Source organism: Pseudomonas sp. JDS28PS106 (genome assembly GCF_036706555.1).
Classification (GTDB): domain Bacteria; phylum Pseudomonadota; class Gammaproteobacteria; order Pseudomonadales; family Pseudomonadaceae; genus Aquipseudomonas.
This window is the reverse complement of record NZ_JBAJGT010000006.1, coordinates 230,037-255,396: the sequence shown is the minus strand read 5'-3', so window position 1 is coordinate 255,396 and position 25,360 is coordinate 230,037. Positions and strand designations below refer to the sequence as shown.

Genomic DNA, 25,360 nt, shown 5'->3' with positions numbered 1-25,360 from the left:
ATACGACCGTGGGAGGGAGCTTGCTCGCGACAGCGCATTCCAGATGTAAAACAGAGAATCGCGGGACAGCGGCTACAACGCCTTCTCGAAAATCTTGGAATTGCGCTGGAAGTTGTAAAGCGACGCTCGGGCACTCGGCAGGCGGTCTACGCTGCTCGGCTCGAAGCCACGCTCGCGGAACCAGTGGGCGGTGCGGGTGGTGAGCACGAACAGGGTCTTGATGCCCGCCGCCCTGGCGCGGTTCTCGATGCGCTCCAGCAACTCGTCGCCGCGACCGCCGTGGCGGTATTCGGGATTGACGGCCAGACAGGCCAGTTCGCCCGCCTCCGAATCGGCGATAGGATACAGCGCCGCACAGGCGATGATCAGACCTTCACGCTCGACCACACTGAACTGCTCGATCTCGCGCTCCAGCACTTCCCGTGAGCGACGCACCAGAATGCCCTGCTCTTCCAGCGGCGTGATCAGGTCCATCAGACCGCCGACATCCTCGATTGCCGCTTCACGAATCGATTCGAACTGTTCCTGGGCGACCAGGGTGCCGCCGCCGTTGCGGGTGAACAGCTCGTTCAACAGCGCGCCGTCTTCGGCATAGCTGACGATATGACTGCGCCCTACACCGCCGCGACAGGCCTCGGCCGCCGCGTCCAGCAGTTCTGCCTGGTAATTGCTGCCCAGGCGCTGCAAATGCGCGGGCACTTGCTGTGGCCGCAGTTCGCGGACCAGACGGCCCTGCTCGTCCAGCAGGCCGGTCTCGGCACCGAACAGCAACAGCTTGTCGGCGCCCAGATCGACCGCAGCGCGGGTCGCGACGTCTTCGCAGGCCAGATTGAAGATTTCACCCGTGGGCGAGTAGCCCAGCGGCGACAGCAGCACGATATGCCGCTCGTCCAGCAACCGGTTGATCCCCTTGCGGTCGACCCGACGCACTTCGCCGGTGTGCTGGTAATCGACGCCTTCCAGCACGCCAATCGGGCGGGCCGTCACGACGTTGCCGCTGGTCACCCGCAAACGCGAGCCCTGCATCGGTGACGCCGCCATGTCCATCGACAAGCGCGCTTCGATGGAGATACGCAGCTGGCCGACCGCGTCGATCACGCAGTCGAGGGTTTCGGCGTCGGTGATCCGCAGGTCGCGATGGAAGCGAGGCGTGATGCCGCGCTGGCTCAAGCGGCTTTCGATCTGCGGGCGCGAGCCGTGCACCAGTACCAGCCGCACGCCCAGGCTATGCAACAGGACAAGGTCGTGAACGATATTGCCGAAATTTGGATGCGCTACGCCTTCGCCAGGCAACATGACGACGAACGTGCAATCGCGGTGGGCATTGATATAGGGAGACGCGTGGCGGAGCCAGTTAACGTAATCGGGCATGACAGCAACAGCCTGTGAAAAAGGGACGAAAGACAAAAACACGCACAACGTTGTGGTGGTTATCGTCGTGACAGGCCTGGCAACACGCGCGCGCTCCTCTGGTGGATGCCGGGGATAATGCCCCGGGGTCAGTGCCTGGGCCGCTTTATCGCGGGCTCAGGCAATAATGTTCGATCAACTGGCGTAACAGACGCACTGTAGGCTGCAAGCGTGACATTTCGAGGTGTTCGCCGGGCTGGTGTGCACAGGCAATGTCGCCCGGGCCGAGTACCAGCGTTTCGCAGCCAAGGCGTTGAAGATAAGGCGCTTCGGTGCCAAATGCTACCGCCTCCGCCGTATGGCCGGTCAGACGTTCCGCGACGCGGACAAGTTCTGCGTCGGCGGACTGCTCGAACGGTGCGCATTCGGGAAACAGCGGGGCAAAGTCGATCTGCACCTGATGCTGCTCGGCCAAAGGACGCAGCTTGTGCATGATCGCCCCGCGCAGCACCTGCGGGTCCATCCCCGGCAACGGGCGCAGGTCGAACTCCAGCGAGCATTGGCCGCAGATCCGGTTGGGGTTGTCGCCGCCGTGGATGCAGCCCAGGTTGAGGGTCGGCTGCGGCACGGTGAACTGCGGATTGCGGTATTCGAGCTGCCACTGGTTGCGCAAACCGCGCAGCTCGGTCATGACGTCGTGCATGGCGTCCAGCGCGCTGTGACCCAGGCTCGGGTCGGAGGAATGTCCGCTGCGCCCGAGAATGTCGATCCGTTCCATCATCACGCCCTTGTGCAGGCGAATCGGCTTCAGGCCGGTCGGCTCACCGATCACCGCCGCCCGGCCGAGCGGGCGTCCGGCGTCTGCCAGGGCGCGGGCGCCAGCCATCGAGCTTTCTTCGTCACAGGTAGCAAGCACCAGCAGCGGCTGACGGAACGGCTGGTCCAGCACGCCACGCACCGCCTCGATGACCAGGGCAAAGAAGCCTTTCATGTCGCAGCTGCCAAGTCCTACCCAGCGGCCATCGACTTCGGTCAGCTTCAACGGATCGGTGCTCCACAGCGCGTCGTCATATGGGACCGTGTCGCTGTGACCGGCCAGCACCAGGCCACCAGGACCCGAGCCGAGGGTCGCGAGCAGATTGAACTTGCCTGGCGACACCTGCTGGATATCGCACGCAAACCCCAGATCCCCCAGCCAGCCCGCCAGCAGATCGATCACGGGGCGGTTGGACTGGTCCAGGGAAGGCTGAGTGCAACTCACCGAGGGTGTGGCGATCAAGGCGGCGAACTGGTCTTTCATGGACGGCAAGGGCATGGGCGCTTCCTGGGGTCGGGTCGAGACACGCCCCATCATAGGGGCATCACGGCCCACTAATAAACCGTTACCGGCCATGTCCTGTACACTGACGCCCTTGGCAGCCATGCATCAATGGTCTGCGCTTCCGTCATCAGCATCAGCGTTTGGATTCCCCCGGCCATGCACAAAGAAACAGAAATCAAACTCCGCGTCAGCCGCGAGACCCTCGCTGCCCTGCGTGAACACCCGCTGCTCAAGAAGCGCAACAAGAGTGGCTGGGAGCGCCATGACCTGTCGAACCAGTATTTCGACACGCCGGAGCGAGAACTGGCCCAGGCCAAGGTCGCGCTGCGCATCCGCCGCGACGGCGATCAGGTCATCCAGACCATGAAAACCCGTGGCCAGAGCGTGGCGGGGCTGTCCGAGCGCAACGAATACAACTGGGATCTGCCCAAGGCCAAACTGGACCTGAAAAAGCTGGAGGGCGATTTCTGGCCCGAGCAGCTGGCGGACCTGGACAAGAAAACCATCAAGCCTTTGTTCAGCACCGATTTCGTTCGCGAGAAAGCCGAAATCGCCTGGGGCCGCGGCAAGACCAAAGTGGTCATCGAAGCCGCTCTGGATCTTGGCCAGGTCGTGGCGGGCAAGCTGAAAGAGGAAATCTGCGAGCTGGAACTGGAACTTCGCGAAGGCGAACCGGCCGCGCTGCTGGAACTGGCTGCCGAACTGGCCGCGACACTGCCGCTGATGCCGTGCGACATCAGCAAGGCAGAACGGGGTTATCGTCTTTTGGATGCGAGCAGCTATTCGGTGACTCTGCCGGCGCCTGAGCTCTCCGCCGAGACCCCGGTGGACGATGCTTATTCGGCACTGGCCTGGCATCTGCTGGGTAGCAGTCAACGTCTGGCCGAGCAGTACCGTTTCAACGGTCACTGGCGCCTGCTTCAGGACTGGGTCGAAGTGCTTGCCGAGCTTCGCGCGTTGACCGGCAGCCTGGGCCAGGCGGCGCCTCGTGCAACCACCGCGCAGTTGCGCTCGGCACTGGACGCCCTGCTTGAGGACTGGCGGCCGCTGGTTCAGGTTGGCCGGGAAGATGCCGACGTGCGCAGTGCCGCGCATGAACAATTTCTCGAAGAGCTGCTCGATCCGCGCTGGGGCGAATTCTCGCTGACGACTTCGCGCTGGCTGCTCGAGCGCGGCTGGACCGCCGAGCGCAGCAACCGCGGCAACCGCCAGGGCGCGGCGCTGCTGTACAGCTGGCTGCCACGCCTGCTCGCCGATGAAGCGACAGCGCTGCAACTGGACCGTTACCAGCAGCAACCGGAAGATCTGGCCGAACAGTTGCCGAGGATCGAGCGTATTCAGGCCTGGCTACACTGGGCCCGCGGCGCGCTGGAGCTGCCGGAACTGGATCGTTTGTATGGCGAAATGAACAAGCTCGAAGAACTGGCGCGGCTGGACATCAGCGATGAAGTCCTTGACGCACGTGTTCAGCAGGCGATGGCCGTCAACCAGAGCCGGGGCTGGAAGGCGCTGTTGCGTTTGTAACAGATAGGGATCGCCAGCAAGCTGGCTCCTACACCGTAGGAGCCAGCTTGCTGGCGATTATTTTGTTCCGTGAGGTTACTTGGCCAACGGCAAACTGGTCGTCGATTTGATCTCCGACAGCGCCACAGTCGAATTCACTTCCTGAATCCCCGGCACCAGCGACAGCTTTTCGAAGAAGAATCGCTCATACGCTTCGATATCGGGCGTAACGATGCGCAGCAGAAAGTCCACCGACCCCATCAATACGTAGCACTCCAGCACTTCCGGGAAGCCCCGGATCGAATCCGTGAATTCGGTGAAGTTGGAGCGCCCGTGGGCGTTGAGTTTGACCTCAGCGAAGATCTGCGTATTCAGGCCGATCTTCTTGCGGTCCAGCAGCGTCACCTGCCTGCGAATGACGCCTTCGTCCTTGAGCCGTTGAATCCTGCGCCAGCAAGGCGACTGGGACAGTCCGACCTGCTCGGCGATCTGGGCGCTGGAAAGCGAAGCGTCCTCCTGCAACAGTTCCAGAATCCTTCGGTCATAGCTGTCCAGCTCTGTCGACATAATCAATTCCAATTTTCGCACCTAGGCGCATCATCAATTCGTAAAACACTGAAATAAGTCGATCATAGACCAGAAGTTTCTGCCGCGGCATGCAAGACTGGCTTCACCCATCCGGAGATCCTCCCATGCCCACTCTTGAAGCCGTGAATGCCCCTGCACATCGCCCTGACAGCTGGGCCGGCAACGCGATCCATTGCGGTGCGAGTTACAAAGTCGTGGCCCATGCCGAACCCGCCCTGCTCTGCCAGGTGCTCAACTTTCTTGCCATGCAATACCTGGTGCCGAAGGAAGTGGGCGTGGTTCGCGATGAGGATCTGCTGCTGATCGATATGACGGTCGACGGGCTGAGCTGGCACCGCGCGCAGGTCATTGGTGAGAAAATGCGCAACCTTATCGATGTATGCTCGGTAGAACTGACTCAGCTCGATTCAGTCCACCCTCTACAACCTCACGTTGCCCTGGCGGCTGGCTGAACGCCATTTCTTCGAAACCGCCAGTCATACAGCGAAGATCGCTGGATGCTGCCGGGGCGCTACTCTTGCTCATCGGTTTTACGATGATAAGTTCAAGGAGCGCGCATGGCAGTTCTCGCCCCCTCGTCCCAGGATCGCTGGCTGGATCTCAATGACCTGTTGCGTGACCTGGTGGCCCAGGAATATCTGGCGCAGGACGACGCCGAAACGGCAATCACGCAACGACGCAGCGCCGCGAACATTCAGCTGCATCCGCTCGAATTCCTTGCCTCGCTGCAGTTCGACAATCTCAAGCGACCAGGCCGGCGACTGGATCTGGAAACGCTGACCGCCTGGCTGGCGGAGCAATGCGGCCAGCCCTACATGCGCATCGACCCGTTGAAGATCAACGTCACGGCGGTGACGCCGCTGATGTCCTACGCCTTTGCGCAGCGCCACAAGATCCTCGCGGTGGCGATCGACCGCGAGGCCGTGACCATCGCCAGCGCCCAGCCCTACGTCAATTCATGGGAGGCAGATCTCGCTCATGTCCTGAAGTTGCCGATCAAGCGTGTGGTCGCCAATCCGGTGGACATCCAGCGCGTCGCGCTCGAGTTTTTCAGGCTGGCCAAATCGGTAAGCGGAGCCAACTCCGCCGAGCAGAAGATCAGCAATCTTGGCAACTTCGAGCAGCTGCTCAAGCTGGGCTCCGGCGACCAGGAGCCTGATGCCAATGACGCGCATATCGTCAACATCGTGGACTGGCTGTTCCAGTACGCCTTCCAGCAGCGCGCCAGCGATATTCATATCGAGCCGCGCCGTGAGCAAGGCACGGTCCGTTTCCGCATCGACGGGGTGTTGCACAACGTCTATCAGTTTCCGCCGCAAGTGGTCATGGCAGTCGTCAGCCGGTTGAAAAGCCTGGGCCGCATGAACGTCGCGGAAAAGCGCAAGCCTCAGGACGGGCGGGTCAAGACCGCGACGCCCGCGGGCGGTGAGGTCGAGCTACGGCTGTCCACGCTGCCCACCGCGTTCGGCGAAAAAATGGTCATGCGGATCTTCGACCCCGAGGTGCTGCTGAAGAATTTCGATCAGCTGGGATTTTCCAGTGACGACCTGCGTCGCTGGCAGGAAATGACCCGCCAGCCCAACGGCATCATTCTGGTGACCGGCCCGACCGGTTCGGGCAAGACCACTACTCTCTACACCACGCTCAAGAAACTGGCGACCGCCGAGGTCAATCTGTGCACCATCGAGGATCCCATCGAGATGGTCGAGCCGGCCTTCAACCAGATGCAGGTCCAGCACAACATCGACCTTACCTTCGCCAGCGGAGTACGAGCACTGATGCGGCAGGACCCGGACATCATCATGATTGGCGAGATCCGGGATCTGGAAACCGCTGAAATGGCGATTCAGGCCGCGCTAACCGGGCATCTGGTGCTCTCCACCCTGCACACCAACGATGCGCCGAGCGCCATCAGTCGCCTGCTGGAGCTTGGCGTGCCGCATTACCTGCTCAAGGCGACAGTGCTGGGCGTCATGGCTCAGCGCCTGGTGCGTACGCTGTGCCCGTACTGCAAGGCGCCGATCAACCTCAACGAAACCGATTGGCAGACCCTCACACGCCCCTGGCAAGCGCCCGTTCCGAGCGGCGCGCATCAGGCGGTCGGCTGCGTGGAATGCCGGGACACCGGCTACAAGGGTCGCGCCGGGGTCTACGAGATCATGCTGATGTCGGATAACGTCAAAGCGCTGATCTCAGCCGACCTTGACCTGACTGCGATGCGCCGTCAGGCGTTCAAGGAAGGCATGCGCAGCCTGCGCCTGTCAGGCGCGCAAAAGGTGTCAGCGGGGCTGACCACGCTGGAGGAAGTGTTGCGCGTCACGCCGCAGAGCGAGCAGCGGTGATTATCGCCAGCCAGAAGGATCGCCAGCAAGCTGGCTCCTACGGGTGAATGTGTAGGAGCCAGCTTGCTGGCGATCCACTAGAACGCTTATTGAACTAGTCCAGCGCAGCGGCTATCCAACGGATCAGAACAACCACAGTTGGAGTACTGATCATGCGTCTCAAGTTAGCTGTTGCTGCATGCGCCTTGCTATCTCTTCCAGTCGAGTCAGCGATGGCCGACAGTTTCTGGCGGGACGTACTGTCCTCGGGCGCGACCACCGCGTCGACCTACCTCACCTTCCGTGACCACAAGCTGATCGTCGCCGCGCAGGACGATGCAGGCAGTTTCGTCGCCAGCGAAGGCAACATTCGCGGTCCGTTCCTGGAAGCCGCCATCAAGCAGGTTCGTCAGGACAATCCAGACCTGAAGGCGTCGGACATGGAACTGGCGAACGCCATCCTGGCCAAGAACCTGGTTGCCGAGAACCAATAAGCGTTCTTCCAGGCAAAAAAATGCCGCTCATCGAAGCGGCATTTTCATTTCCGGCAGACTTACTCGCCGATCACGCTCTTGTAGCCAGCGGCGTCCAGCAGTTTGTCCAGGTCACCACCGGCATCGGACGGCTTGATCTTGAAGATCCAGGCGTCGTAGGGCTCGCTGTTGAGCAACTCAGGCGCATCGCCCAGCTTGTCGTTGACGGCGGTCACCTCGCCGGCCACCGGCGAATAGATGTCCGAAGCCGCCTTCACGGACTCGACCACTCCGGCAGCATCGCCAACGGCGAAGACCTTGCCGACTTCCGGCAATTCCACGAACACCACATCGCCCAGTGCTTCCTGTGCATGGTCGGAGATGCCAACGGTCACGGTACCGTCGGACTCCATACGGGCCCATTCATGGCTTTCGGCGAAGCGCAGTTCGGCGGGAATATTGCTCATTTAGTCATCCTCTACATCGAGTCAGCGGAAACCCGCCAGATAGGTTAGATAAGGACCTTGCCATGGCGCACGAACGCCGGCCGGACCACCCGCACGGGATACCATTTGCCGCGGATTTCCACCTCGGCGCGGTCAGCCGTCGCCGTGGGGACGCGGGCCAAGGCAATCGATTTGCTTAGCGTAGGCGAGAAACTACCACTGGTGATCTCTCCTTCGCCAATTTCTGCGACACGCACGACCTGGCGCGCCCGCAGCACGCCGCGCTCTTCCAGCACCAGGCCGACCAGTTTGAACGCCACGCCACGCTCGCGTTCGGCCTGCAATGCCGCGCGCCCGATGAAGTCGCGTTCGGTCGGCTCCCAAGCCACCGACCAGGCGATGTTCGACACCAGCGGTGATACGCTCTCGTCGATGTCCTGGCCGTAAAGGTTCATACCGGCCTCCAGCCGCAGCGTATCGCGTGCGCCGAGGCCCACCGGAGAAATGCCCGCGCCCACCAGATCGTTGAAGAAACCGGGCGCCTGACCGGCGGGCAGCATGATCTCCAGCCCGTCTTCCCCGGTGTAACCGGTACGCGCGATGAACCAGTCGCCGTCGTCGCGGCCTTCGAAAGGCTGGAGCTGATGGATCAACTCGGCACGGGCGCTGCTGACCAGCTCGGCGATCCTGGCCCTGGCGCGCGGCCCCTGGATCGCCAGCATCGCCATTTCATCGCGGGGAACGAGCTGAACATCGAAACCCGCCCGCTGGGAGTGCATCCATTCGAGATCTTTCGCGCCGGTCGCCGCGTTGACCACCAAGCGATATCCGGCGGTCGTCAGGTACACGATCATGTCATCGATGATCCCGCCACCCACGTCCAGCATCGCACTGTACAGTGCGCGACCGGTACTCTTGAGGCGGTCGACATCGTTGGCGAGCAGATAGCGCAGCCAGGCTTTGGCCTGACTGCCGATCACGTCGATCACACGCATGTGAGAGACGTCGAACACCCCGCAATCGCGGCGCACCTGATGGTGCTCCTCGACTTGCGATCCATAATGCAACGGCATGTCCCAACCACCGAAATCGACCATCTTCGCGCCGAGCGCGAGGTGCAGGTCAAAGAGTGGGGTACGCTGTCCCATGGGTTTCTCCTTCCGGGCGTGGCGAGGGTGCGGACCGTCAGATGACCGACAAGCCCCCGTGATTCGGGGTTTGCAGCGCATGATGGCTTATCGAATAGTCTGACAGACTGCACCGATTGCGGCGCATTGTAGCCGCAAGGGGGGAGACCCGCACCTAACCGATCTGTCGGGCCGAACGCCGGATCAGCCCGATGACCGGCAGCAGCCCCACCAGTACCAGGGTCAGGGCCGGCAGCGCGGCACGCGCCCATTCGCCTTCGCTGGTCATCTCGAAAATTCGCACCGCCAGCGTGTCCCAGCCAAACGGCCGCATGAGCAGCGTGGCAGGCATTTCCTTGAGCACATCCACGAAGACGAGCAGCGCGGCACTCAGTGCACCCGGCACGAGCAATGGCAGATAGACCTTCACAAACAGCCTCGGGCCGCTGACCCCTAGGCTGCGGGCTGCTTCCGGCAAGGACGGACGAATGCGGGCCAGGCTGTTTTCCAGCGGCCCGTAAGCCACTGCGATGAAGCGCACCAGATAAGCCAGCAACAAGGCCGACAGACTGCCCAGCAGCAGCGGCTTGCCGGCACCGCCCAGCCAGGCGGACAACGGAATGACCAGCACGCGATCCAGGTAGCTGAAAGCGAGCATGATCGACACCGCCAGCACCGAGCCAGGCAGCGCGTAGCCAAGGTTGGCAAGGCTGACGCCCGAGCGGATCGCGGTGGTGGGCGCCATCCGCCGTGCGAAGGCCAGGATCAGCGCAACGCCGACCGTGATCAGCGCGGCCATCCCGCCCAGATACAGGGTATGAAGGATCAGCCCGGTGTAGCGCTCGTCAAGGTCGAAACGGCCGCGTTGCCAGACCCAGACGATCAGTTGCAGCACCGGGACGACGAAAGCGCAGAGAAAGACCAGCCCACACCAGCCCGTTGCAGCCAGCGCCTTGACGCCATGCAGGTGATACAAAGCCTTGCCGCGCGGTCGTTCATTGGTCGGGCGACTGGCGCCTCGCGCCCGGCGTTCGCCGTACAGCACCACCATGACGGCCAGCAGCAACAGACTCGCCAGTTGCGCTGCGCTGGACAGGCTGAAGAATCCGTACCAGGTCTTGTAGATGGCAGTGGTGAAGGTGTCGAAATTGAACACCGACACCGCGCCGAAATCGGCCAGCGTTTCCATCAGGGCAAGCGCCACGCCCGCGCCGATGGCCGGCCGGGCCATCGGCAACGCCACTCGCCAGAACGCTTGCAGAGGCGATTGTCCGAGTACCCGGGCAGCTTCCATCAAGCCTTTGCCCTGAGCGAGAAATGCGGTACGCGCCAGCAGATATACGTACGGATAGAACACCAGCACCAAGACCAGAATGACCCCGCCGGTAGAACGGACGCGCGGCAGACGCAGCCCGGTGCCGAACCATTCTCGCAACAGGCTCTGCACCGGCCCGGCAAAGTCCAGCAGACCTACAAAGACGAAGGCAAGTACGTAAGCCGGAATGGCAAACGGCAGCATCAGCGCCCAGTCCAGCCAGCGCCGGCCGGGGAATTCGCACAGGCTGGTCAGCCAGGCCAGACTCACGCCCAGCAAGGTTACGCCTACACCAACCCCCACGATCAGCGTCAGGGTGTTGCCCAACAGACGCGTCATCTGAGTGTCGAGCAGATGCGACCAGATTTCCCTGTCGACGCTTTCCCACGACAGCACCAGTACACTCAGCGGCAGAAGCACCAACGCGGCGATGGCGAAAACCAGGGGATACCAGCGACGCTGGGCAGGATGGGCCAAAGGAGTGGACTCAGGCAGAGGTGGGATGGATCCCGCGGAGCGAAGGAGCGGACGTGAAGGCGTCACGGATCAAGACCGTGCCGACTTTTCGCGGATAAATCCGCTCCTACCGGTAATTTCCTGCAGGGAGGTAGCGCGGGTATTGAATCAGTTCCAGCCCACACGATCCATCATGCGAATCGCTTCGGCTTGGCGCTTGCCCGCCACCTCGACAGGAATGGTGTCCGCCTTGAACGAACCCCAGCTCGCCACTTCTTCGGAAGGCTGGACCTTGGGGTTGGCCGGGAACTCCTGATTCACGCCGGAAAAGATCTTCTGCGCCTCCGGGCCCGTCATCCACTCGACCAGCGCTTTTGCAGCCTCAGGATGCGGGGCGTACTTGGTCAGGCCGATACCCGACAGATTGACGTGCACGCCCCGGTCGGACTGATTCGGCCAGAACAGCTTCACCGCCAGATCGGGGTTCTGCTTGTGCAGGCGGCCGTAGTAGTAGGAGTTCACGATACCGACGTCGCATTGTCCCGCGTTGATCGCTTCCAGTACCGCGATATCGTCCGAGAAGACATCGGTGGACAGGTTATTGACCCAGCCCTTGAGAATCTTCTCGGAAGCTTCGGCGCCGTGAGTTTCGATCAGGGTCGCGGTCAGCGACTGGTTATAGACCTTCTTGGCGGTCCGCAGGCACAGGCGCCCTTCCCAGTTCTTGTCGGCCAGCGCCTCGTACGTCGTCAGCTCGGCGGGCTTAACGCGATCGGTCGAGTAAGCGATGGTACGAGCGCGCAGGCTCAGTCCGGTCCAGCCCTGTGTGGATGAACGGTATTGTGGGGGGATGTTGGCTTCGATCGCCGGCGTGATGAATGGCTGCAGGATGCCCATTTGCTCGGCTTGCCAGAGGTTGCCGGCATCGACCGTCAGCAGCAGGTCGGCGGTTGCGTTCTCACCCTCGGCCTTGATGCGCTGCATCAAAGGCGCTTCCTTGTCGGTGATGAACTTGATCTTCACGCCGGTCTTGGCGGTGTAGGCGTCGAAGACCGGCTTGATCAGCTCGTCGATCCGGGACGAATACACCACGACTTCATCTTCGGCCTGGGCGGCGCCAGCCAGAAGGGTCAGCGCCAACGCAGCCAGAATTCGCTTGCTTGCCTGCATGGGAGTTTCTCGCTTCGCAAAATGAGGCGAAATGGTAGTGAATCCCATTTCCTATCTCAATCGAAGAGGGTATCGAGGCGTTACAGGATGTTGCGAAATGTTAGTCATCCCGTGCAAATCATCGCCAGCAAGCTGGCTCCTACACCCGCGCCAATTCCGGCAAATCGCCCGACAACCCCAGCGCCTCGCGCACGAACAGCGCTTTGGCCTCGGGAAGCCTGTTGACCACCTTCAGACCCGTATTGCGCAGCCAGCGGACCGGCAGGCGATCGGTCTGGAACAGGCGTTCGAAGCCTTCCATCGCCGCCATCAGCGCCAGGTTGTGCGGCATGCGTCGGCGTTCGTAGCGACTGAGCACCCGCGCATCGGCGACGTTCTCGCCGCGCGAAACCGCGTGCTGGAGCACTTCGGCAAGGACGGCCGCATCCAGAAAACCGAGATTCACGCCCTGTCCCGCCAACGGATGGATGGTGTGGGCGGCATCGCCGATCAGGGCCAGGCCCTGCGCTACGTAGCGTTTGGCATGCCGTTGACGCAGCGGCACGCACAGCCGGGGATCGGCCGCGATCACCTGGCCGAGACGTCCTTCGAACGCCTGCTCCAGTGCCTCGCAGAAGCGTTCGTCGTCCAGCGCCATCAGGCGTTCGGCCTGCAAAGGTGTCACCGACCAGACGATCGAACACCAGTGTTCATCGCCACGTTCCAGTGGCAGGAAAGCCAGCGGGCCGTCGTCGGTGAAGCGTTGCCAGGCCGTTCGGTCGTGGGATTCGGCGCAGCGCACGCTGGTCACGATGGCATGGTGCATGTAATCCCATTCACGGGTAGGCGTCCCGGTCAGGCGACGGACCGCGGAATTGCCGCCATCCGCAGCGATCACCAGCGGCGCGCGGAATTGCCGGCCGTCTGCCAGGGTCAGCAGCCAGTCGTCGCCGGAATGACGCATCTGTTCCAGCCGGGCATTGCCCAGCAATCCGATATCGCTTTCGTGCAGACGATCCAGCAGTGCATCCTGTACCACCCGGTTTTCGACGATATGCCCAAGCACGTCGGCGTGAACGCTAGAGGCGGAAAACTGGATATGACCGGTGCCGCTGCCGTCCCAGACGTGCATCTGCGCATAAGGACTGATCCGGCGCGAAGCGATGCCGTCCCAGGCTTGCAGACGTTGCAGAATTCTCTGACTCGCGGCAGACAAAGCGCTGACGCGAGGCTCAAAGGCGGACTGCGGATCGAATGGCTTGACGCTGACAGAGCCGCCGTCGAGCACGACGATATTCAGGCCGCTGTCGCGCAGGGCCAAAGCCAGGGCGCTGCCGACCATTCCAGCTCCGACGATCAGCACATCAGCGCGTGTTTCCATGCAGGTTCGGTCTCGTGTGTGAAGAGTCGGGGCGTCAGACATCGGGCCGGGTCCCCAGGCCCATCGCCTGCCGGGCGAACCAGCGCTTGGCCGGCGGCAACAGGTCAAGGCCCAGAAGGCCGAGATTGCGTCCAGCAGCGATGGTCGAATGCTTGCTGCCGAACAGGCGGGTCACCTTGTCCGAGAAACCCACCGTCAGTTGCTGATCCAGACGCTGCCGGTCACGGTAAATCTGCAACGTGGACAGGTCCCCCAGCGGGGCATCGCTGCCGAGCAAGGTGTCGGCCAATGCGTCGGCATCGCGCAGAGACAGGTTGAAGCCTTGTCCGGCAATCGGATGCAGGCTGTGAGCCGCGTTGCCGAGAATGACCAGATGCGAGCGCACCTGCTCTTCGGCTTCGATCAGCGCCAGTGGGTAGATATGTCGCGCTCCGACTTGACGCAGGGTGCCCAGCCGGTAGCCGAATACGTCCTGCAGTTCGCCAAGGAAGCTGCGATCGTCCAGCGCGGCAAGACGGCGCGTATCGTTCGCGGTGCGCGTCCAGACCAGCGCACAGCGGTTCTCGGGCAATGGCAACAGCGCCATCGGCCCGTCTTCGGTGAAACGTTCGAACGCCTGTCCGCAATGGGCTTCGCTCGGGGTGATGTTGGCGATCAGCGCGTGCTGGTCGTACGGCTGATGGCGAACGGCGATACCCAGCTGTTCGCGCAAGGTAGATCGACCACCGTCGGCCAGGATCGCCAGATCGCATTCCAGTTCGGTGTCGTCGTCCAGGGTCAGTCGGTAGCCGCCGGCCACAGCTTGCATGCTGCGGACTTCGGCCGGTACACGCCAGCTGATGACGTCTTTGTCCAGACCGGCCCACAGGGATTGGCCGAGCCAGGCGTTTTCAACCACGTAGCCCAGCGCCGGCACGCCTTCTTCCATCGCCGACAGGCGCGTGGCGCCGAAGCGGCCCCGGTCGGACACCTGGATTTGCATGATCGGCTCGGCGCGCCGGGAAATCTGCGACCACAGGCCAAGCCGTTCGTAGATACGTCGCGTGCCGAACGACAATGCCGAAGAACGGGCATCGTAGCTCGGCTGCCAGGTCTCGCCCGGCGCGAAGGGTTCGATCAGCACGATCTTCCAGCCGCGCGCCTTGGCGCCCGCCTGAAGAGACAGCGCGAGGCTGGCGCCGACCAGTCCACCGCCAACGATGGCGATATTGAAGCGGCTCATGCCACCTGATCCCGCGTGGCGGCCATCAAGGCCTCGATTTCAGCGACGGTCTTGGGCACGCCGCCGGACAGGATCTCGCACCCGTTCCGGGTCACGACCACGTCATCTTCGATTCGCACACCGATACCTCGCCATTTCTTCGCGACGTCATGATTTTCCGGGGAGATATAGATCCCCGGCTCCACGGTCAGGGCCATGCCCGTTTCAAGCACCCGCCATTCGCCGCCGACCTTGTAGTCGCCGACGTCGTGCACGTCCATGCCCAGCCAGTGACCCGCGCGATGCATGTAGAACGGTTTGTACGCCTCATCGGCGATCAACTGTTCCACCTCCCCACGCAACAGCCCCAGCTTCACCAGCCCTGCCGTAATCACCTGGACCGTGGCCTCGTGCGCCTGGTTCCAGTGCTTGCCTGGACCTATCGCGGCGAAGGCGGCGTACTGGGCTTCGAGCACCAGTTCATAGATCGCCTTCTGCTCGGGCGAAAACCGGCCGCTGACCGGGAAAGTCCGGGTGATGTCGCTGGCATAGCAGTCGATTTCACAACCGGCGTCGATCAGCACCAGATCGCCGTCCTTGAGCGGAGCATCGTTTTCCTGGTAGTGAAGAATGCAGGCATTGCGGCCTGAAGCGACGATGGAGCCATACGCCGGCATCTTCGCCCCGCCCTTGCGGAATTCGTAGTCGAGCTCGGCTTCCAGGCTGAACTCATGCAGGCCGGCACGGCTGGCCTGCATGGCGCGTACGTGGGCGCGCGCGGAAATCTGCGCCGCCTCGCGCATGACCTTCACTTCCGCCGCCGACTTGTACAGGCGCATGTCGTGCAACAGATGATCCAGCGCAACGAACTCGTTGGGCGGCTGGGCGCCGAGGTGGGCCTTGGAGCGAATCACGTTGATCCACTCCATCAAGTGCCGGTCGAACTCGGGGTTGCTGCCCATTGCCGAGTACACGCGGTCGCGACCTTCGATCAGGCCCGGCAGGATGTCGTCGATGTCGCTGATGGGAAACGCATCGTCAGCGCCGTAATCACGGACCGCGCCTTCCTGGCCGGCACGCAGCCCGTCCCACAGCTCGCGCTCGGGATTGCGTTCACGACAGAACAGCACGTATTCGCCGTACTCGCGGCCGGGGATCAATACCGCGACCGCTTCAGGCTCCGGAAAACCGGTCATGTACTGGAAGTCGCTGTCCTGGCGATACACATGCTCGACATCCCGGTTGCGAATCGCAACAGCCGCCGCCGGGAGAATGGCGATGCTGTCGGGCTCCATCTGGGCCATCAGGGCCTTGCGTCGCCGGGCGTATTCGGATTTCGGGATGCGGATCATGGGTGCGGAAGATTCCTTATGGAGCAGGTCGGCAGAGCGCGGCTGCGCCCGGCCGGTTCATGCGGCGGACGATCAGTGCAGCGAAGGCTTGGGTTGCGGGGCTTCGGCCTTGTTGAACTCGGTGAACAACAGCAGCGGCGCGACGCGCAGGTATTCCATTACTTCCATGTAGTCGGACTCGCCGTCCTCGGACTCTTCCAGCGCATCCTGTACCTGAGCGATGGCGGCCAGATCCTGGAGGACTTCGGTCGCTTCGATGCTCAACACCTTGTCGCCCGCGGCCAGGCCAAAGCCCGACAGGAAACCCTGGCACCATTGACCCAGCGCTGCGGCGCGTTCGGCCAGCGGTTCGTCATCGCCCGGCAACAGCAGCACGACCGTCATGTCGTCGCTGGTGAGCTCGCCCTTGACCATTTCCTGCAGGCCGATCAATGCCTGGCGAACGTTGTCCTGCGGCTCGGTTTCCAGCAGCACGGACGCGTCGGCGAACCAGCCTTCGTTGTCGAAACCGGCACCGGCGCAGCTGCGACCCAGCAGCAGGCCGTGCAATTCAGCAGGGGAAACCGGGTGGCCGCTGCTGGTGAGCAGAGTGGCAAATGCTTTGTACGGGGAATTCTGAGTAGGCATGGGTAGCTGGTCGCCAAACGGCGCAATGTCTAGAATGAAGGCCTTGTATCCTAGACTATCCGCGCAACAAGATCACCAAGGCGGCGGTCGGAGGCCTGGCGTCAGATGCTCCTCTGCCATTCATCAGAAAGTATTCAGTGGAAAACAATGGACGACACCGATCTGCAGGCACTGATGAAACGACTGGAGTTGCTGTTGCGGCACGCCGAGCAACTTAAAAGCCAAAACGCACTCCTATTAGCTCAGGAAAAATCCTGGCGCGAGGAACGCGCGCACCTTATCGAAAAGAACGAAATCGCCCGGCAAAAGGTCGAGACCATGATTTCGCGCCTCAAAGCCCTGGAGCAAGACTCATGAGTAATGGCAACAGCGTCACCGTCCAGATTCTCGACAAGGAATACTCGATCATCTGTCCTCAGGAAGAGCGTACCAACCTGATCAGCGCGGCCCGTTACCTGGACGGCAAGATGCGCGAAATCCGCAGCAGCGGCAAAGTGATAGGTGCCGATCGCATCGCGGTGATGGCGGCCTTGAATATCACCCACGACCTGCTGCACAAGCAGAATCTGCCGGACATACAGACCAGTGGATCGACCCGTGAACAGGTCCGGGATCTGCTGGACAAGGTCGATCTGGTGCTGGCGACGGACACGCCCGGCACGCCGGATGCGCCTCGGAGCTGATTATTTCCAGGCATTTCTGTATACTGGCGCCGCTCCCTGGAGTGCTTGCCAGTCGGTCATGTCCCTGAGCCGATACGCACAACCACGGGGGTTGCACGTTGGGGTTGGTGTGCATGTCCGCTCGACGGAAAGCCTGAAAACCTCCTGCAATCTCCACCTTGAACTTTCGGGTTCAAGGGCTACACCGACAGCGGTTCGTCGGGGAGTCCTCATTCCAGATGTTGCCGGCAGCATGCCCGGCAGCGTCGATCCAGCCTTGGGTCCGAGCCTCATGGATCAACCTTCTCGCTCATGACCAATGCTCCGCTCACTCGCGCGCAACTACGCCGCAAACTGCGCCTTGCGCGCCGCTCCCTGAGCCCCAGCCAGCAACGCGCCGCCGCACGCGGATTGTATCGTCAGCTGGCCCAGCATCCCGCCTTTCGCCGCGCCCGCCACGTCTCGCTGTACTTGCCCATGGACGGAGAAATCGACCCGCGCCTGCTGTTGCGCGAAGCGCAGCGCCGAGGCAAGGCGACTTATCTTCCCGTGCTCAATGCCTGGCCAAGAACCCGCATGGTGTTTCAGCGCGTCAGGCCCCGTGAGAAATTCCGGCCCAACCGGTTCCGCATCCCCGAGCCACGCTTCGACCGCGCCCGGCAACGTAGAATCTGGGCGCTCGATCTGGTACTGATGCCTTTGGTGGGCTTCGACGACGAAGGCGGCAGGCTTGGCATGGGCGGCGGATTCTACGATCGCAGTCTCGCTTATCGCGCACGTCGCATGACCTGGAAGAAACCGCTGTTGCTAGGTCTGGCGCATGAATGCCAGAAAGTGGAGAAACTGGCGCAAGCCAGTTGGGACGTGCCGCTTGCGGGCACGGTATCGGACAAACGCTGGTATCTGTCCTGAAGCGGATGATCGTGCTCGGGCACGATCATCGCGGCCAGTCGATCAATGACGGCCTGGTACTTTCTGCTGCTGTTGCACGATTTCTACCGGCGCATCGGTCTTGTTCGCCCACAAGCTCTGCGCATACCCCGTCGTCACGACACCCAGGCCGAACAGAATAACCAGGGTCCAGAGTAGATCAGGCTTGCGTTTCATTGATTGCCCTCCTTCGGCGAATCAACAGGGCGCGACAACGGTTTTCATGAGCCGTGCAGCAATGGGGGTGTTTAAAATGGCGGCATTTTGCGGCAACGTGACCCAGTTCGCAAATATTGACGTCAGCCGACTGTCGGTTTGTCATCCCCACGCCTGCAAATCCGTTTTTTCAAAGTTTCCGGAGTATCCGCAATGGCCTATTGGCTGATGAAATCCGAACCCGACGAGTTCTCGATCAGCGACTTGCAGCGGCTCGGCACAGCCCGCTGGGATGGAGTGCGCAACTATCAGGCACGCAATTTCCTGCGGACCATGAACGAAGGCGACCGGTTCTTTTTCTATCATTCCAGCTGCCCGGAGCCCGGAATCGCCGGCATCGGCGAAATCAGTCGCGCAGCCTATCCCGACCCGACGGCCCTGGACCCCGACAGTCATTATCACGACGCCAAGGCCAGCGCCGAAAAGAACCCCTGGAGCGCCATCGACGTGACGTTCGTGGAGCAGTTCGGCAAAGTCCTGGGGCTGGGCTACCTCAAGCAGCAAGCGGCGCTCGAACAACTGCCGCTGGTGCAAAAAGGCAGCCGCCTTTCAGTGATGCCAGTGACCGCCGAACAGTGGAAGGCGATCCTGGCACTGCTCTGAGAGGGTGTTACAAAATGGCTGCACTCGGCAATACGGCGTTGGAATCGGTCTCAAAATGCTCATTTACTCAATGTAAACTCCGCTTTTTCGACCGATTCCGCCTTGTCTTGCCTTCGTTCGCCTAGTTTGTGAACACCCTCTGATCGCGACTTACTGCACGATAAAGTTGTTGAAAAGCAGATCCTCGACGACCGGCTTGCCTTCTTCGGTGTTCATGACCTGCTGAACCTGCTTGAGCGCTTCCTGACGAAGCTTCTCTTTCGCTTCAGCAGTGCTCATGGTGTCGACCGTCTGCTGAGTGAACAGCGCCACCAGCTGGTTGCGGATCAACGGATCGTTGCGCTTCACGGCAGCTTCGGCTTCGGCACCCGTGACACGCAGTGCAATGTCAGCCTTGTAGACGCGCAGCTTGGGGCCGCCATCCAGCGCATAGTTGCCCACGAAAGGCGGTGTCAGCGACACATAAGCCACCTTGGGCGGCCCCTCTTCCTTCGCCTCTTCAGCCTGCGCCAGGGCGGGCAGCGACAAAGCCAACAACATCAGAATCCACGCTTTCACAGTCCACTCCTTCAAAACGTACAGCGCATAGCTTAGCGCTTTTGAGCTTTTACCAGACGGGCGACGCTGGTTGCCTCGGTCTGTCATAACCGAGGTTATCGGCCGGGAAGAGGAAAGGAATAGCTCGAATGACGTTGTCCTCTGCTACAAATGCTGTTGAACATCCAGCGGAAGGAAGTCCACATATTTGCGCATCGGGTGTCTTCGGCACTGCTCGATGACATATGGCGTTGCCTTGATGAATTCGCTGACCAAGTCATCACGCTCTGCGAGCGAAAGGAATTGAGAAATGACAGGGTTACTGCTCAAAAAGTGCTCTGTTTCCTGCAGAATTTTCAATTCGCTATCCGCCTGCTTTTTTCCCCATGCATCCCGACTCCGCTGTACCTGCGTATTGAGCTGGTGGCAGCGTACCGACTTGAGCTCGTGATTGCCGGCCAGACCGAAGCCTTTTTCGGGTTGTCCGGTCCAGGAGACGGTCACTTTCAAACGCTCGCCTTCCGGGCTGGAAGCCGGCGGCGTCCAGGGTTCGAATTGCCATTGTTCGACCGACTTCCTGGTCGCTTCGATGAACCGTGGATCTGTCGCGCTGACAACTTCCAGAAAGCGCACATTGCCGTTGGCCTGGATAAGGATTCGCACGGTAACGCTGGCCTTCGCGGCCACGCCACGCAACTCTTTCGGATAATCCTCCATGGGCATGAAGCGCGGCACTGGATATGTATTGGCTGCTTGCACGGCGTTGGTGAACCAGAGGCTGAGGAGGAGAAAACTCAGAAGCCTGGCCATTCAGGCCCCCTCCCCTGGCTCTGCCGCGCTAACCATCAACGCTTTGATTCCTGCCGGCAGAAAATCGCCGTAACGCCGCTCCGGATGTTGTTCGCACCCTGCGATTATGCTCGGCATCGCCTGCTCAAGCTGACCCAGCAGAGCCGTGCGCTGTTCTTCGCCGAGTTGCAGCGCGGCATAGCTGCTGAACAGGAACTGCCCGGTGTACCAGAAAAGGTCTACCTTGCTCAGCGGCGCACCGGGGGAATTTAGCCGGTGAGTGCCGACCTCGTAGTTGAGGTAGGCACACTGGATATTGCCCAGGCCGACATTGATATCCCGGTTGAAACGCTGCATGCCTTCGGAGCCAAAAATCAGCGGCAGGGTGACGGCGATCCGCAACGGGGCGCCGACAGTGCCGGCCCAGGGTTTGTAGCGCCATTGCCTGAGCGTGCGTTCTACGGTCTGCGTCAGCAGCGGATGGCTGCTTTCCAGACTTTTGACCTCAACGACAGTGCCGTCGGATTTGATGGTTAACAAGGCGCGAACCTTGCCGGGATAGCGTAACTCGATCAGTTCGGGCGGGTATTCAGGCGTGGGGGTGAATACCGGGATCAACACCCCCTGCGCAGCCACGGCAGGCAACGACATAAACGCCATAAACATCCAGAAATACCATCTCATCATCCGCCTCAATCACCATGCGAGCACCGACCGGTGCGATGGCGGCGATGGTAAGAAGCGGACGCTTCGTCCAGAAGGTGATGAGGTCCGGCTGATGCGTAGGACCAATCGCAAAGTTCATCCACAAAATGAACAGCACCAGCTGAGTAAAAACGCTCCTATGGCAAGCAGGGACTATTCGAGCCACCAGCGAGGAAACGTCCGGCATTGCTGATCACTTTTCTTGGGTAACTTCGCTCACAAAACAACACCGGTTAGCCGCATTTCTTACAAAATTCCGACCGAAAGCCGCTGCTTTTTTCTGTAACGAAAATGTAATATTCGCTTTCGCACAACAAAACAACAAAACAACAAATCGGAGCGTATTCATGTTTGCGTTTTTCCGTCCCGCCAAGCATCAGGCGCCCCTGCCTGAAGAACAGGTCGATAGTACCTACCGCCGCCTGCGCTGGCAGATCTTTGCCGGTATTTTCATCGGGTATGCGGGTTACTACCTGCTGCGCAAGAACTTCTCCCTCGCCATGCCTTATCTGATCGAGGAAGGCTACACCCGGGGCCAGCTGGGTGTGGCGATGTCGGCGATCGCGATTGCTTACGGGCTTTCGAAATTTCTGATGGGCCTGGTTTCCGACCGTTCGAACCCGCGTTACTTCCTGCCATTCGGCCTGCTGGTGTCGGCCGGGGTGATGTTCATTTTCGGTTTCGCGCCTTGGGCCACTTCCAGCGTCACGATCATGTTCGTGCTGTTGTTCATCAACGGCTGGGCGCAGGGCATGGGCTGGCCGCCGAGCGGGCGGACCATGGTGCACTGGTGGTCGCAGAAAGAGCGCGGCGGCGTGGTTTCGGTATGGAACGTGGCGCACAACGTCGGCGGTGGCCTGATTGGGCCGTTGTTCCTGCTGGGGATGGGCTGGTTCAACGATTGGCATGCGGCGTTTTATGTGCCGGCGGCAGTAGCGTTGGTCGTTGCGGTGTTCGCTTTCGCAACCATGCGCGATACGCCGCAGTCGGTCGGCCTGCCGCCCATCGAGCGGTACAAGAACGACTATCCGGAAGGCTACGATGCCAGCCATGAAGAGGAATTCAGCGCCAAGGAAATCTTCGTCAAGTACGTGTTGCGCAACAAGCTGCTGTGGTACATCGCCATGGCCAACGTTTTCGTCTATCTGCTGCGCTATGGCGTGCTGGACTGGGCGCCGACCTACCTGAAAGAAGCCAAGCACTTCACCGTCGACAAGACTTCCTGGGCCTATTTCCTGTACGAGTGGGCGGGCATTCCCGGCACGCTGTTGTGCGGCTGGATGTCGGACAAGATCTTCAAGGGCAATCGCGGCCTGACCGGCATGGTGTTCATGCTGTTGGTCACAATTGCCACGCTGGTCTACTGGCTGAACCCGGAAGGCAACCCGACCGTCGATATGATCGCTCTGGTATCCATCGGCTTCCTGATCTACGGCCCCGTGATGCTGATCGGTCTGCAGGCGCTGGAACTGGCGCCCAAGAAAGCGGCGGGGACCGCGGCGGGCTTCACCGGTCTGTTCGGTTATCTGGGTGGCTCGGTAGCGGCCAGTGCGGCGATGGGCTACACGGTCGACCATTTCGGCTGGGACGGCGGTTTCGTACTGCTGATCGGCGCATGCATCCTGGCGATGGCGTTCCTTGCGCCGACGCTGGGCCATAAGCAGGTCGCCAGCAAGGCCCGTACTGCGGAAGCCTGATCCAGGCGATGATCCGCATCAAGCGGGGCGTCCAGTCTTACAACTGGACGCCCCGCTTGCTATTCAGGGGCGCGGGGCGTAGGCAAATACGTCGGCGCGCATCTGGTGGGCATCCATCCCGGCTTCGACCAGCGCGTCGAGCGTGCCGTAAATCATGGCCGGCGAGCCGCTGGCGTAGACATGCACGCCGGACAGGTCCTTGATATCGTCGCAAACGGCTTCATGCAGCAGGCCGCAACGTCCTTCCCAACCGCACCGATCGCTGACTACCTTATGCAAGTACAGGTTGGGCAGCTTCGCCCATTCGTCCCAATGCGTGATCTCGTAGAAATCCTCGGGACGGCGCACACCCCAATACAGATGCACCGGATGCTCGAAACCCTTGGCGCGGCAGTGCTCGATGAGGCTGTGCATCTGCGCCATGCCGGTACCGGCGGCAATCAGGACCAGCGGGCCATCCGGCAGCTCTGCCAAATGAGTATCGCCGAACGGCAGTTCTACGCGAGCGATGCCGTTGCGCTGCAACTGTTCAAGCAGGTTTCGCGCGCTGTCTTCCCGTACCAGGACGTGCAATTCCAGATCACGGCCGGAATGCGGCGCGGACGCCAGGGAGAACGCTGACTTCTCGCCGTTCTCACGTTCGATCATCAGATACTGCCCGGCATGGTAGCGCGGTGCCTTGCCGGCAGGCGCACGCAGCCCGACCCGCCAGACGTCGCCGCCGACCTCGGTGCACTCGCTCACCTGGCAGGCGTAGTTGCGCACCGGCAGCTCACCCTTGGCCAGCACGCCATCCCACAATATGACGCAATCTTCCAGGGGCTCGGCCAGACAGGTGTGGATCTCGCCGTGGTCCTTTTCCTCACCTGACTCCATGACGCGTCCTTCCACCAGCAGGGCGAAACAGACGTGACAGTTGCCGTTGCGGCAGCTTTGCGGGCACTCGAAGCCCAGGCGCTGCGCGGCGTCGAGGATTCGTTCGCCCGGCAGGGTTTCCAGTACCGCGCCCGAAGGCTGCAAAGTTACGCGCATCAATCTATTCCCAGCTGATTCCAGATCTCGTCGACCCGACGTGTCGTGGCCTCGTCCTTGACGATAGCCCGCCCCCACTCCCGTGTGGTTTCGCCGGGCCATTTATGGGTCGCATCCAGACCCATCTTGGAGCCCAGTCCGGATACCGGCGAAGCGAAGTCCAGATAGTCGATCGGTGTGTTGTCGATCATCACGGTATCGCGTTTGGGGTCCATGCGCGTCGTAATGGCCCAGATCACATCGTTCCAGTCACGCGCATTGATATCGTCATCGGTCACGATCACGAACTTGGTGTACATGAACTGCCGCAAAAATGACCAGACGCCCAGCATCACGCGTTTAGCATGACCCGGATACTGCTTCTTGATAGTCACGACCGCCATGCGGTACGAGCAACCTTCCGGTGGCAGATAGAAGTCGACGATTTCCGGAAACTGCTTCTGTAGGATCGGCACGAAAACTTCGTTCAGCGCCACACCGAGAATCGCCGGCTCATCCGGCGGCCGGCCGGTGTAGGTGCTGTGATAGATTGGCTTGACCCGATGGGTGATGCGCTCGACGGTGAATACCGGGAAGCTGTCCACTTCGTTGTAGTAACCGGTATGGTCGCCGTAGGGACCTTCATCGGCCATTTCGCCGGGGTGGATGACGCCTTCGAGGACGATTTCGGCGCTCGCCGGCACTTGCAGATCGTTACCACGGCACTTGATCAGCTCGGAGCGCGAACCCCGCAGCAGACCGGCGAAGGCATATTCCGAAAGGCTGTCGGGTACCGGGGTGACGGCGCCCAGAATGGTCGCCGGATCCGCGCCCAGCGCCACCGAAACCGGAAACGGCTGGCCAGGGTGCTTGGCGCACCACTCCTTGAAGTCCAGTGCTCCACCACGGTGGCTCAACCAGCGCATGATGACCTTGTTGCGGCCGATGACCTGCTGGCGGTAGATACCCAGGTTCTGACGTTCCTTGTTGGGGCCGCGCGTCACGGTCAGGCCCCAGGTGATCAGCGGTGCCACGTCGCCCGGCCAGCAGGTCTGGACCGGCAGCATGCTCAGGTCGACATCGTCGCCTTCGATAACGATCTCCTGGCAGGGCGCATCCTTAACGACCTTGGGCGCCATCGAGATGACTTTCTTGAAAATCGGCAGCTTGGACCAGGCGTCCTTGAGCCCCTTCGGCGGCTCGGGCTCCTTGAGGAAGGCCAGCAGCTTGCCGATTTCCCGCAACTCATCGACCGACTCGGCACCCATGCCCATCGCCACCCGCTCGGGCGTGCCGAACAGGTTGCCCAACACTGGAATATCGAAACCGACCGGCTTTTCGAACAACAGGGCCGGGCCTTTGGCGCGCAAGGTACGGTCGCAGATTTCGGTCATTTCCAGGACGGGGGAAATCGGCATCTGGATGCGTTTCAGCTCTCCGCGCTGCTCAAGCTGCTGCACGAAATCCCGCAGATCATTGAATTTCATTAACCCGGCCACTTATTCAAATAGACGCACATCCTACCTGCTCCGGCCCGCCAAGGCAGCTAATCCGCTATTCACAGTCAAAAAAAATGGCGCTCCGAAGAGCGCCATTTCTG

Annotated in this window: 27 protein-coding genes and 1 other RNA gene; 10 read left to right on the top strand and 18 right to left on the bottom strand. The window is 61.2% G+C overall.

Going from position 1 to position 25,360, the window contains the following annotated elements:
- Positions 1–72: 72 nt before the first annotated feature.
- Together argA and argE are read right to left on the bottom strand one after the other, a co-directional pair.
- On the bottom strand, positions 73–1,371 hold the full coding sequence (gene argA / locus TRP66_RS12605) for an amino-acid N-acetyltransferase (RefSeq protein ID WP_333402656.1): 1,299 nt from the start codon (positions 1,369–1,371) through the stop codon (positions 73–75).
- A gap of 145 nt (positions 1,372–1,516) precedes the next feature.
- Positions 1,517–2,665, bottom strand: coding sequence for an acetylornithine deacetylase (gene argE, locus TRP66_RS12600; protein WP_333402654.1), 1,149 nt, complete (start codon positions 2,663–2,665; stop codon positions 1,517–1,519).
- A 162-nt stretch (positions 2,666–2,827) separates the two neighbouring features.
- Here argE and TRP66_RS12595 point away from each other — a divergent pair, with 162 nt between their 5' ends.
- Positions 2,828–4,195, top strand: coding sequence for a CYTH domain-containing protein (locus TRP66_RS12595; RefSeq protein WP_333402652.1), 1,368 nt, complete (start codon positions 2,828–2,830; stop codon positions 4,193–4,195).
- A 75-nt stretch (positions 4,196–4,270) separates the two neighbouring features.
- On the opposite strand, the gene TRP66_RS12590 is transcribed toward TRP66_RS12595, so the two are convergent.
- Complete coding sequence (locus tag TRP66_RS12590) at positions 4,271–4,741, bottom strand: Lrp/AsnC family transcriptional regulator (protein WP_333402650.1); 471 nt, start codon at positions 4,739–4,741, stop codon at positions 4,271–4,273.
- Positions 4,742–4,866: 125 nt separating this feature from the next.
- On the opposite strand from TRP66_RS12590, the gene TRP66_RS12585 reads away from it, so the two are divergent.
- The 3 genes from TRP66_RS12585 to TRP66_RS12575 all read left to right on the top strand — a co-directional run bounded on the left by TRP66_RS12585 (position 4,867) and on the right by TRP66_RS12575 (position 7,577).
- Entirely contained in the window at positions 4,867–5,214 is a 348-nt protein-coding gene (locus TRP66_RS12585) for a hypothetical protein (RefSeq protein WP_333402647.1), read from the top strand.
- Positions 5,215–5,319: 105 nt separating this feature from the next.
- The gene (locus TRP66_RS12580) at positions 5,320–7,104 is read left to right on the top strand and encodes a GspE/PulE family protein (RefSeq protein WP_333402645.1); all 1,785 of its coding nucleotides are present in this window, start codon (positions 5,320–5,322) and stop codon (positions 7,102–7,104) included.
- A 152-nt stretch (positions 7,105–7,256) separates the two neighbouring features.
- Complete coding sequence (locus tag TRP66_RS12575; protein ID WP_333402643.1) at positions 7,257–7,577, top strand: DUF2388 domain-containing protein; 321 nt, start codon at positions 7,257–7,259, stop codon at positions 7,575–7,577.
- A gap of 59 nt (positions 7,578–7,636) precedes the next feature.
- Here TRP66_RS12575 and gcvH read toward each other — a convergent pair whose 3' ends face one another.
- From gcvH to TRP66_RS12535, 8 genes are all read right to left on the bottom strand, one after another.
- Entirely contained in the window at positions 7,637–8,023 is a 387-nt protein-coding gene (gene gcvH / locus TRP66_RS12570) for a glycine cleavage system protein GcvH (protein ID WP_333402641.1), read from the bottom strand.
- A gap of 44 nt (positions 8,024–8,067) precedes the next feature.
- On the bottom strand, positions 8,068–9,150 hold the full coding sequence (gcvT, locus tag TRP66_RS12565; protein ID WP_333402639.1) for a glycine cleavage system aminomethyltransferase GcvT: 1,083 nt from the start codon (positions 9,148–9,150) through the stop codon (positions 8,068–8,070).
- Between the two features lie 154 nt (positions 9,151–9,304).
- On the bottom strand, positions 9,305–10,921 hold the full coding sequence (locus TRP66_RS12560) for an ABC transporter permease (RefSeq protein WP_333402637.1): 1,617 nt from the start codon (positions 10,919–10,921) through the stop codon (positions 9,305–9,307).
- A 147-nt stretch (positions 10,922–11,068) separates the two neighbouring features.
- Positions 11,069–12,070: an extracellular solute-binding protein gene (locus TRP66_RS12555; RefSeq protein ID WP_333402636.1), complete on the bottom strand. Its 1,002-nt coding sequence runs from the start codon at positions 12,068–12,070 to the stop codon at positions 11,069–11,071.
- A 139-nt stretch (positions 12,071–12,209) separates the two neighbouring features.
- Positions 12,210–13,430, bottom strand: a complete 1,221-nt coding sequence (locus TRP66_RS12550; protein WP_333402634.1) for a 2-octaprenyl-3-methyl-6-methoxy-1,4-benzoquinol hydroxylase — start codon at positions 13,428–13,430, stop codon at positions 12,210–12,212.
- Between the two features lie 34 nt (positions 13,431–13,464).
- On the bottom strand, positions 13,465–14,652 hold the full coding sequence (gene ubiH, locus TRP66_RS12545) for a 2-octaprenyl-6-methoxyphenyl hydroxylase (protein ID WP_333402632.1): 1,188 nt from the start codon (positions 14,650–14,652) through the stop codon (positions 13,465–13,467).
- Positions 14,649–15,983 (bottom strand): Xaa-Pro aminopeptidase, encoded by a 1,335-nt coding sequence (pepP, locus tag TRP66_RS12540; RefSeq protein ID WP_333402630.1) that lies wholly within the window; start codon positions 15,981–15,983, stop codon positions 14,649–14,651. Before pepP ends, ubiH begins: the two co-directional genes overlap by 4 nt.
- A 72-nt stretch (positions 15,984–16,055) precedes the next feature.
- Positions 16,056–16,610: a YecA/YgfB family protein gene (locus tag TRP66_RS12535; protein ID WP_333402628.1), complete on the bottom strand. Its 555-nt coding sequence runs from the start codon at positions 16,608–16,610 to the stop codon at positions 16,056–16,058.
- Between the two features lie 147 nt (positions 16,611–16,757).
- On the opposite strand from TRP66_RS12535, the gene TRP66_RS12530 reads away from it, so the two are divergent.
- The 4 genes from TRP66_RS12530 (at position 16,758) to TRP66_RS12515 (ending at position 18,184) form a co-directional block, all read left to right on the top strand.
- Positions 16,758–16,967, top strand: coding sequence for a TIGR02449 family protein (locus tag TRP66_RS12530; RefSeq protein WP_333402626.1), 210 nt, complete (start codon positions 16,758–16,760; stop codon positions 16,965–16,967).
- Positions 16,964–17,293, top strand: a complete 330-nt coding sequence (locus TRP66_RS12525; RefSeq protein ID WP_333402624.1) for a cell division protein ZapA — start codon at positions 16,964–16,966, stop codon at positions 17,291–17,293. The genes TRP66_RS12530 and TRP66_RS12525 overlap by 4 nt, the downstream gene beginning before the upstream one ends.
- A gap of 30 nt (positions 17,294–17,323) precedes the next feature.
- Positions 17,324–17,502: non-coding RNA, 6S RNA (gene ssrS / locus TRP66_RS12520), on the top strand.
- Between the two features lie 82 nt (positions 17,503–17,584).
- Positions 17,585–18,184: a 5-formyltetrahydrofolate cyclo-ligase gene (locus TRP66_RS12515; protein WP_333402622.1), complete on the top strand. Its 600-nt coding sequence runs from the start codon at positions 17,585–17,587 to the stop codon at positions 18,182–18,184.
- A gap of 42 nt (positions 18,185–18,226) precedes the next feature.
- Here TRP66_RS12515 and TRP66_RS12510 read toward each other — a convergent pair whose 3' ends face one another.
- Positions 18,227–18,379 (bottom strand): hypothetical protein, encoded by a 153-nt coding sequence (locus tag TRP66_RS12510; RefSeq protein ID WP_333402620.1) that lies wholly within the window; start codon positions 18,377–18,379, stop codon positions 18,227–18,229.
- A gap of 192 nt (positions 18,380–18,571) precedes the next feature.
- On the opposite strand from TRP66_RS12510, the gene TRP66_RS12505 reads away from it, so the two are divergent.
- Positions 18,572–19,021 carry an EVE domain-containing protein gene (locus tag TRP66_RS12505; RefSeq protein WP_333402618.1) on the top strand — a complete coding sequence of 150 codons (450 nt, stop codon included), beginning with the start codon at positions 18,572–18,574 and terminating at the stop codon, positions 19,019–19,021.
- Positions 19,022–19,171: 150 nt separating this feature from the next.
- Here the strand turns inward: TRP66_RS12505 and TRP66_RS12500 are convergent, their stop codons facing one another.
- From TRP66_RS12500 to TRP66_RS12485, 4 genes are all read right to left on the bottom strand, one after another.
- Positions 19,172–19,579: a flagellar basal body-associated protein FliL gene (locus TRP66_RS12500; protein ID WP_333402616.1), complete on the bottom strand. Its 408-nt coding sequence runs from the start codon at positions 19,577–19,579 to the stop codon at positions 19,172–19,174.
- Positions 19,580–19,723: 144 nt separating this feature from the next.
- Positions 19,724–20,368: a TonB family protein gene (locus tag TRP66_RS12495; protein WP_333402614.1), complete on the bottom strand. Its 645-nt coding sequence runs from the start codon at positions 20,366–20,368 to the stop codon at positions 19,724–19,726.
- Positions 20,369–20,998, bottom strand: coding sequence for an energy transducer TonB (locus tag TRP66_RS12490; protein WP_442965195.1), 630 nt, complete (start codon positions 20,996–20,998; stop codon positions 20,369–20,371).
- The gene (locus TRP66_RS12485) at positions 20,937–21,239 is read right to left on the bottom strand and encodes a hypothetical protein (protein ID WP_333402610.1); all 303 of its coding nucleotides are present in this window, start codon (positions 21,237–21,239) and stop codon (positions 20,937–20,939) included. The genes TRP66_RS12490 and TRP66_RS12485 overlap by 62 nt, the downstream gene beginning before the upstream one ends.
- 160 nt (positions 21,240–21,399) lie before the next feature.
- Between TRP66_RS12485 and glpT the strand changes: the two genes are divergently transcribed.
- Positions 21,400–22,749 carry a glycerol-3-phosphate transporter gene (gene glpT / locus TRP66_RS12480; protein WP_333402608.1) on the top strand — a complete coding sequence of 450 codons (1,350 nt, stop codon included), beginning with the start codon at positions 21,400–21,402 and terminating at the stop codon, positions 22,747–22,749.
- A gap of 63 nt (positions 22,750–22,812) precedes the next feature.
- On the opposite strand, the gene TRP66_RS12475 is transcribed toward glpT, so the two are convergent.
- Both TRP66_RS12475 and ubiD read right to left on the bottom strand, forming a co-directional pair.
- Positions 22,813–23,781 (bottom strand): CDP-6-deoxy-delta-3,4-glucoseen reductase, encoded by a 969-nt coding sequence (locus tag TRP66_RS12475; protein ID WP_333402606.1) that lies wholly within the window; start codon positions 23,779–23,781, stop codon positions 22,813–22,815.
- On the bottom strand, positions 23,781–25,247 hold the full coding sequence (gene ubiD, locus TRP66_RS12470) for a 4-hydroxy-3-polyprenylbenzoate decarboxylase (RefSeq protein ID WP_333402604.1): 1,467 nt from the start codon (positions 25,245–25,247) through the stop codon (positions 23,781–23,783). The genes TRP66_RS12475 and ubiD overlap by 1 nt, the downstream gene beginning before the upstream one ends.
- Positions 25,248–25,360: the final 113 nt, after the last annotated feature.

Coding starts and splice junctions, on each gene's coding strand:
- argA (WP_333402656.1), bottom strand. CDS start 1,371: ATGCCCGATTACGTTAACTGGCTCCGCCACGCGTCTCCCTATATCAAT.
- argE (WP_333402654.1), bottom strand. CDS start 2,665: ATGCCCTTGCCGTCCATGAAAGACCAGTTCGCCGCCTTGATCGCCACA.
- TRP66_RS12595 (WP_333402652.1), top strand. CDS start 2,828: ATGCACAAAGAAACAGAAATCAAACTCCGCGTCAGCCGCGAGACCCTC.
- TRP66_RS12590 (WP_333402650.1), bottom strand. CDS start 4,741: ATGTCGACAGAGCTGGACAGCTATGACCGAAGGATTCTGGAACTGTTG.
- TRP66_RS12585 (WP_333402647.1), top strand. CDS start 4,867: ATGCCCACTCTTGAAGCCGTGAATGCCCCTGCACATCGCCCTGACAGC.
- TRP66_RS12580 (WP_333402645.1), top strand. CDS start 5,320: ATGGCAGTTCTCGCCCCCTCGTCCCAGGATCGCTGGCTGGATCTCAAT.
- TRP66_RS12575 (WP_333402643.1), top strand. CDS start 7,257: ATGCGTCTCAAGTTAGCTGTTGCTGCATGCGCCTTGCTATCTCTTCCA.
- gcvH (WP_333402641.1), bottom strand. CDS start 8,023: ATGAGCAATATTCCCGCCGAACTGCGCTTCGCCGAAAGCCATGAATGG.
- gcvT (WP_333402639.1), bottom strand. CDS start 9,150: ATGGGACAGCGTACCCCACTCTTTGACCTGCACCTCGCGCTCGGCGCG.
- TRP66_RS12555 (WP_333402636.1), bottom strand. CDS start 12,070: ATGCAGGCAAGCAAGCGAATTCTGGCTGCGTTGGCGCTGACCCTTCTG.
- TRP66_RS12550 (WP_333402634.1), bottom strand. CDS start 13,430: ATGGAAACACGCGCTGATGTGCTGATCGTCGGAGCTGGAATGGTCGGC.
- ubiH (WP_333402632.1), bottom strand. CDS start 14,652: ATGAGCCGCTTCAATATCGCCATCGTTGGCGGTGGACTGGTCGGCGCC.
- pepP (WP_333402630.1), bottom strand. CDS start 15,983: ATGATCCGCATCCCGAAATCCGAATACGCCCGGCGACGCAAGGCCCTG.
- TRP66_RS12535 (WP_333402628.1), bottom strand. CDS start 16,610: ATGCCTACTCAGAATTCCCCGTACAAAGCATTTGCCACTCTGCTCACC.
- TRP66_RS12530 (WP_333402626.1), top strand. CDS start 16,758: ATGGACGACACCGATCTGCAGGCACTGATGAAACGACTGGAGTTGCTG.
- TRP66_RS12525 (WP_333402624.1), top strand. CDS start 16,964: ATGAGTAATGGCAACAGCGTCACCGTCCAGATTCTCGACAAGGAATAC.
- TRP66_RS12515 (WP_333402622.1), top strand. CDS start 17,585: ATGACCAATGCTCCGCTCACTCGCGCGCAACTACGCCGCAAACTGCGC.
- TRP66_RS12510 (WP_333402620.1), bottom strand. CDS start 18,379: ATGAAACGCAAGCCTGATCTACTCTGGACCCTGGTTATTCTGTTCGGC.
- TRP66_RS12505 (WP_333402618.1), top strand. CDS start 18,572: ATGGCCTATTGGCTGATGAAATCCGAACCCGACGAGTTCTCGATCAGC.
- TRP66_RS12495 (WP_333402614.1), bottom strand. CDS start 20,368: ATGGCCAGGCTTCTGAGTTTTCTCCTCCTCAGCCTCTGGTTCACCAAC.
- TRP66_RS12490 (WP_442965195.1), bottom strand. CDS start 20,998: ATGTCGTTGCCTGCCGTGGCTGCGCAGGGGGTGTTGATCCCGGTATTC.
- TRP66_RS12485 (WP_333402610.1), bottom strand. CDS start 21,239: ATGCCGGACGTTTCCTCGCTGGTGGCTCGAATAGTCCCTGCTTGCCAT.
- glpT (WP_333402608.1), top strand. CDS start 21,400: ATGTTTGCGTTTTTCCGTCCCGCCAAGCATCAGGCGCCCCTGCCTGAA.
- TRP66_RS12475 (WP_333402606.1), bottom strand. CDS start 23,781: ATGCGCGTAACTTTGCAGCCTTCGGGCGCGGTACTGGAAACCCTGCCG.
- ubiD (WP_333402604.1), bottom strand. CDS start 25,247: ATGAAATTCAATGATCTGCGGGATTTCGTGCAGCAGCTTGAGCAGCGC.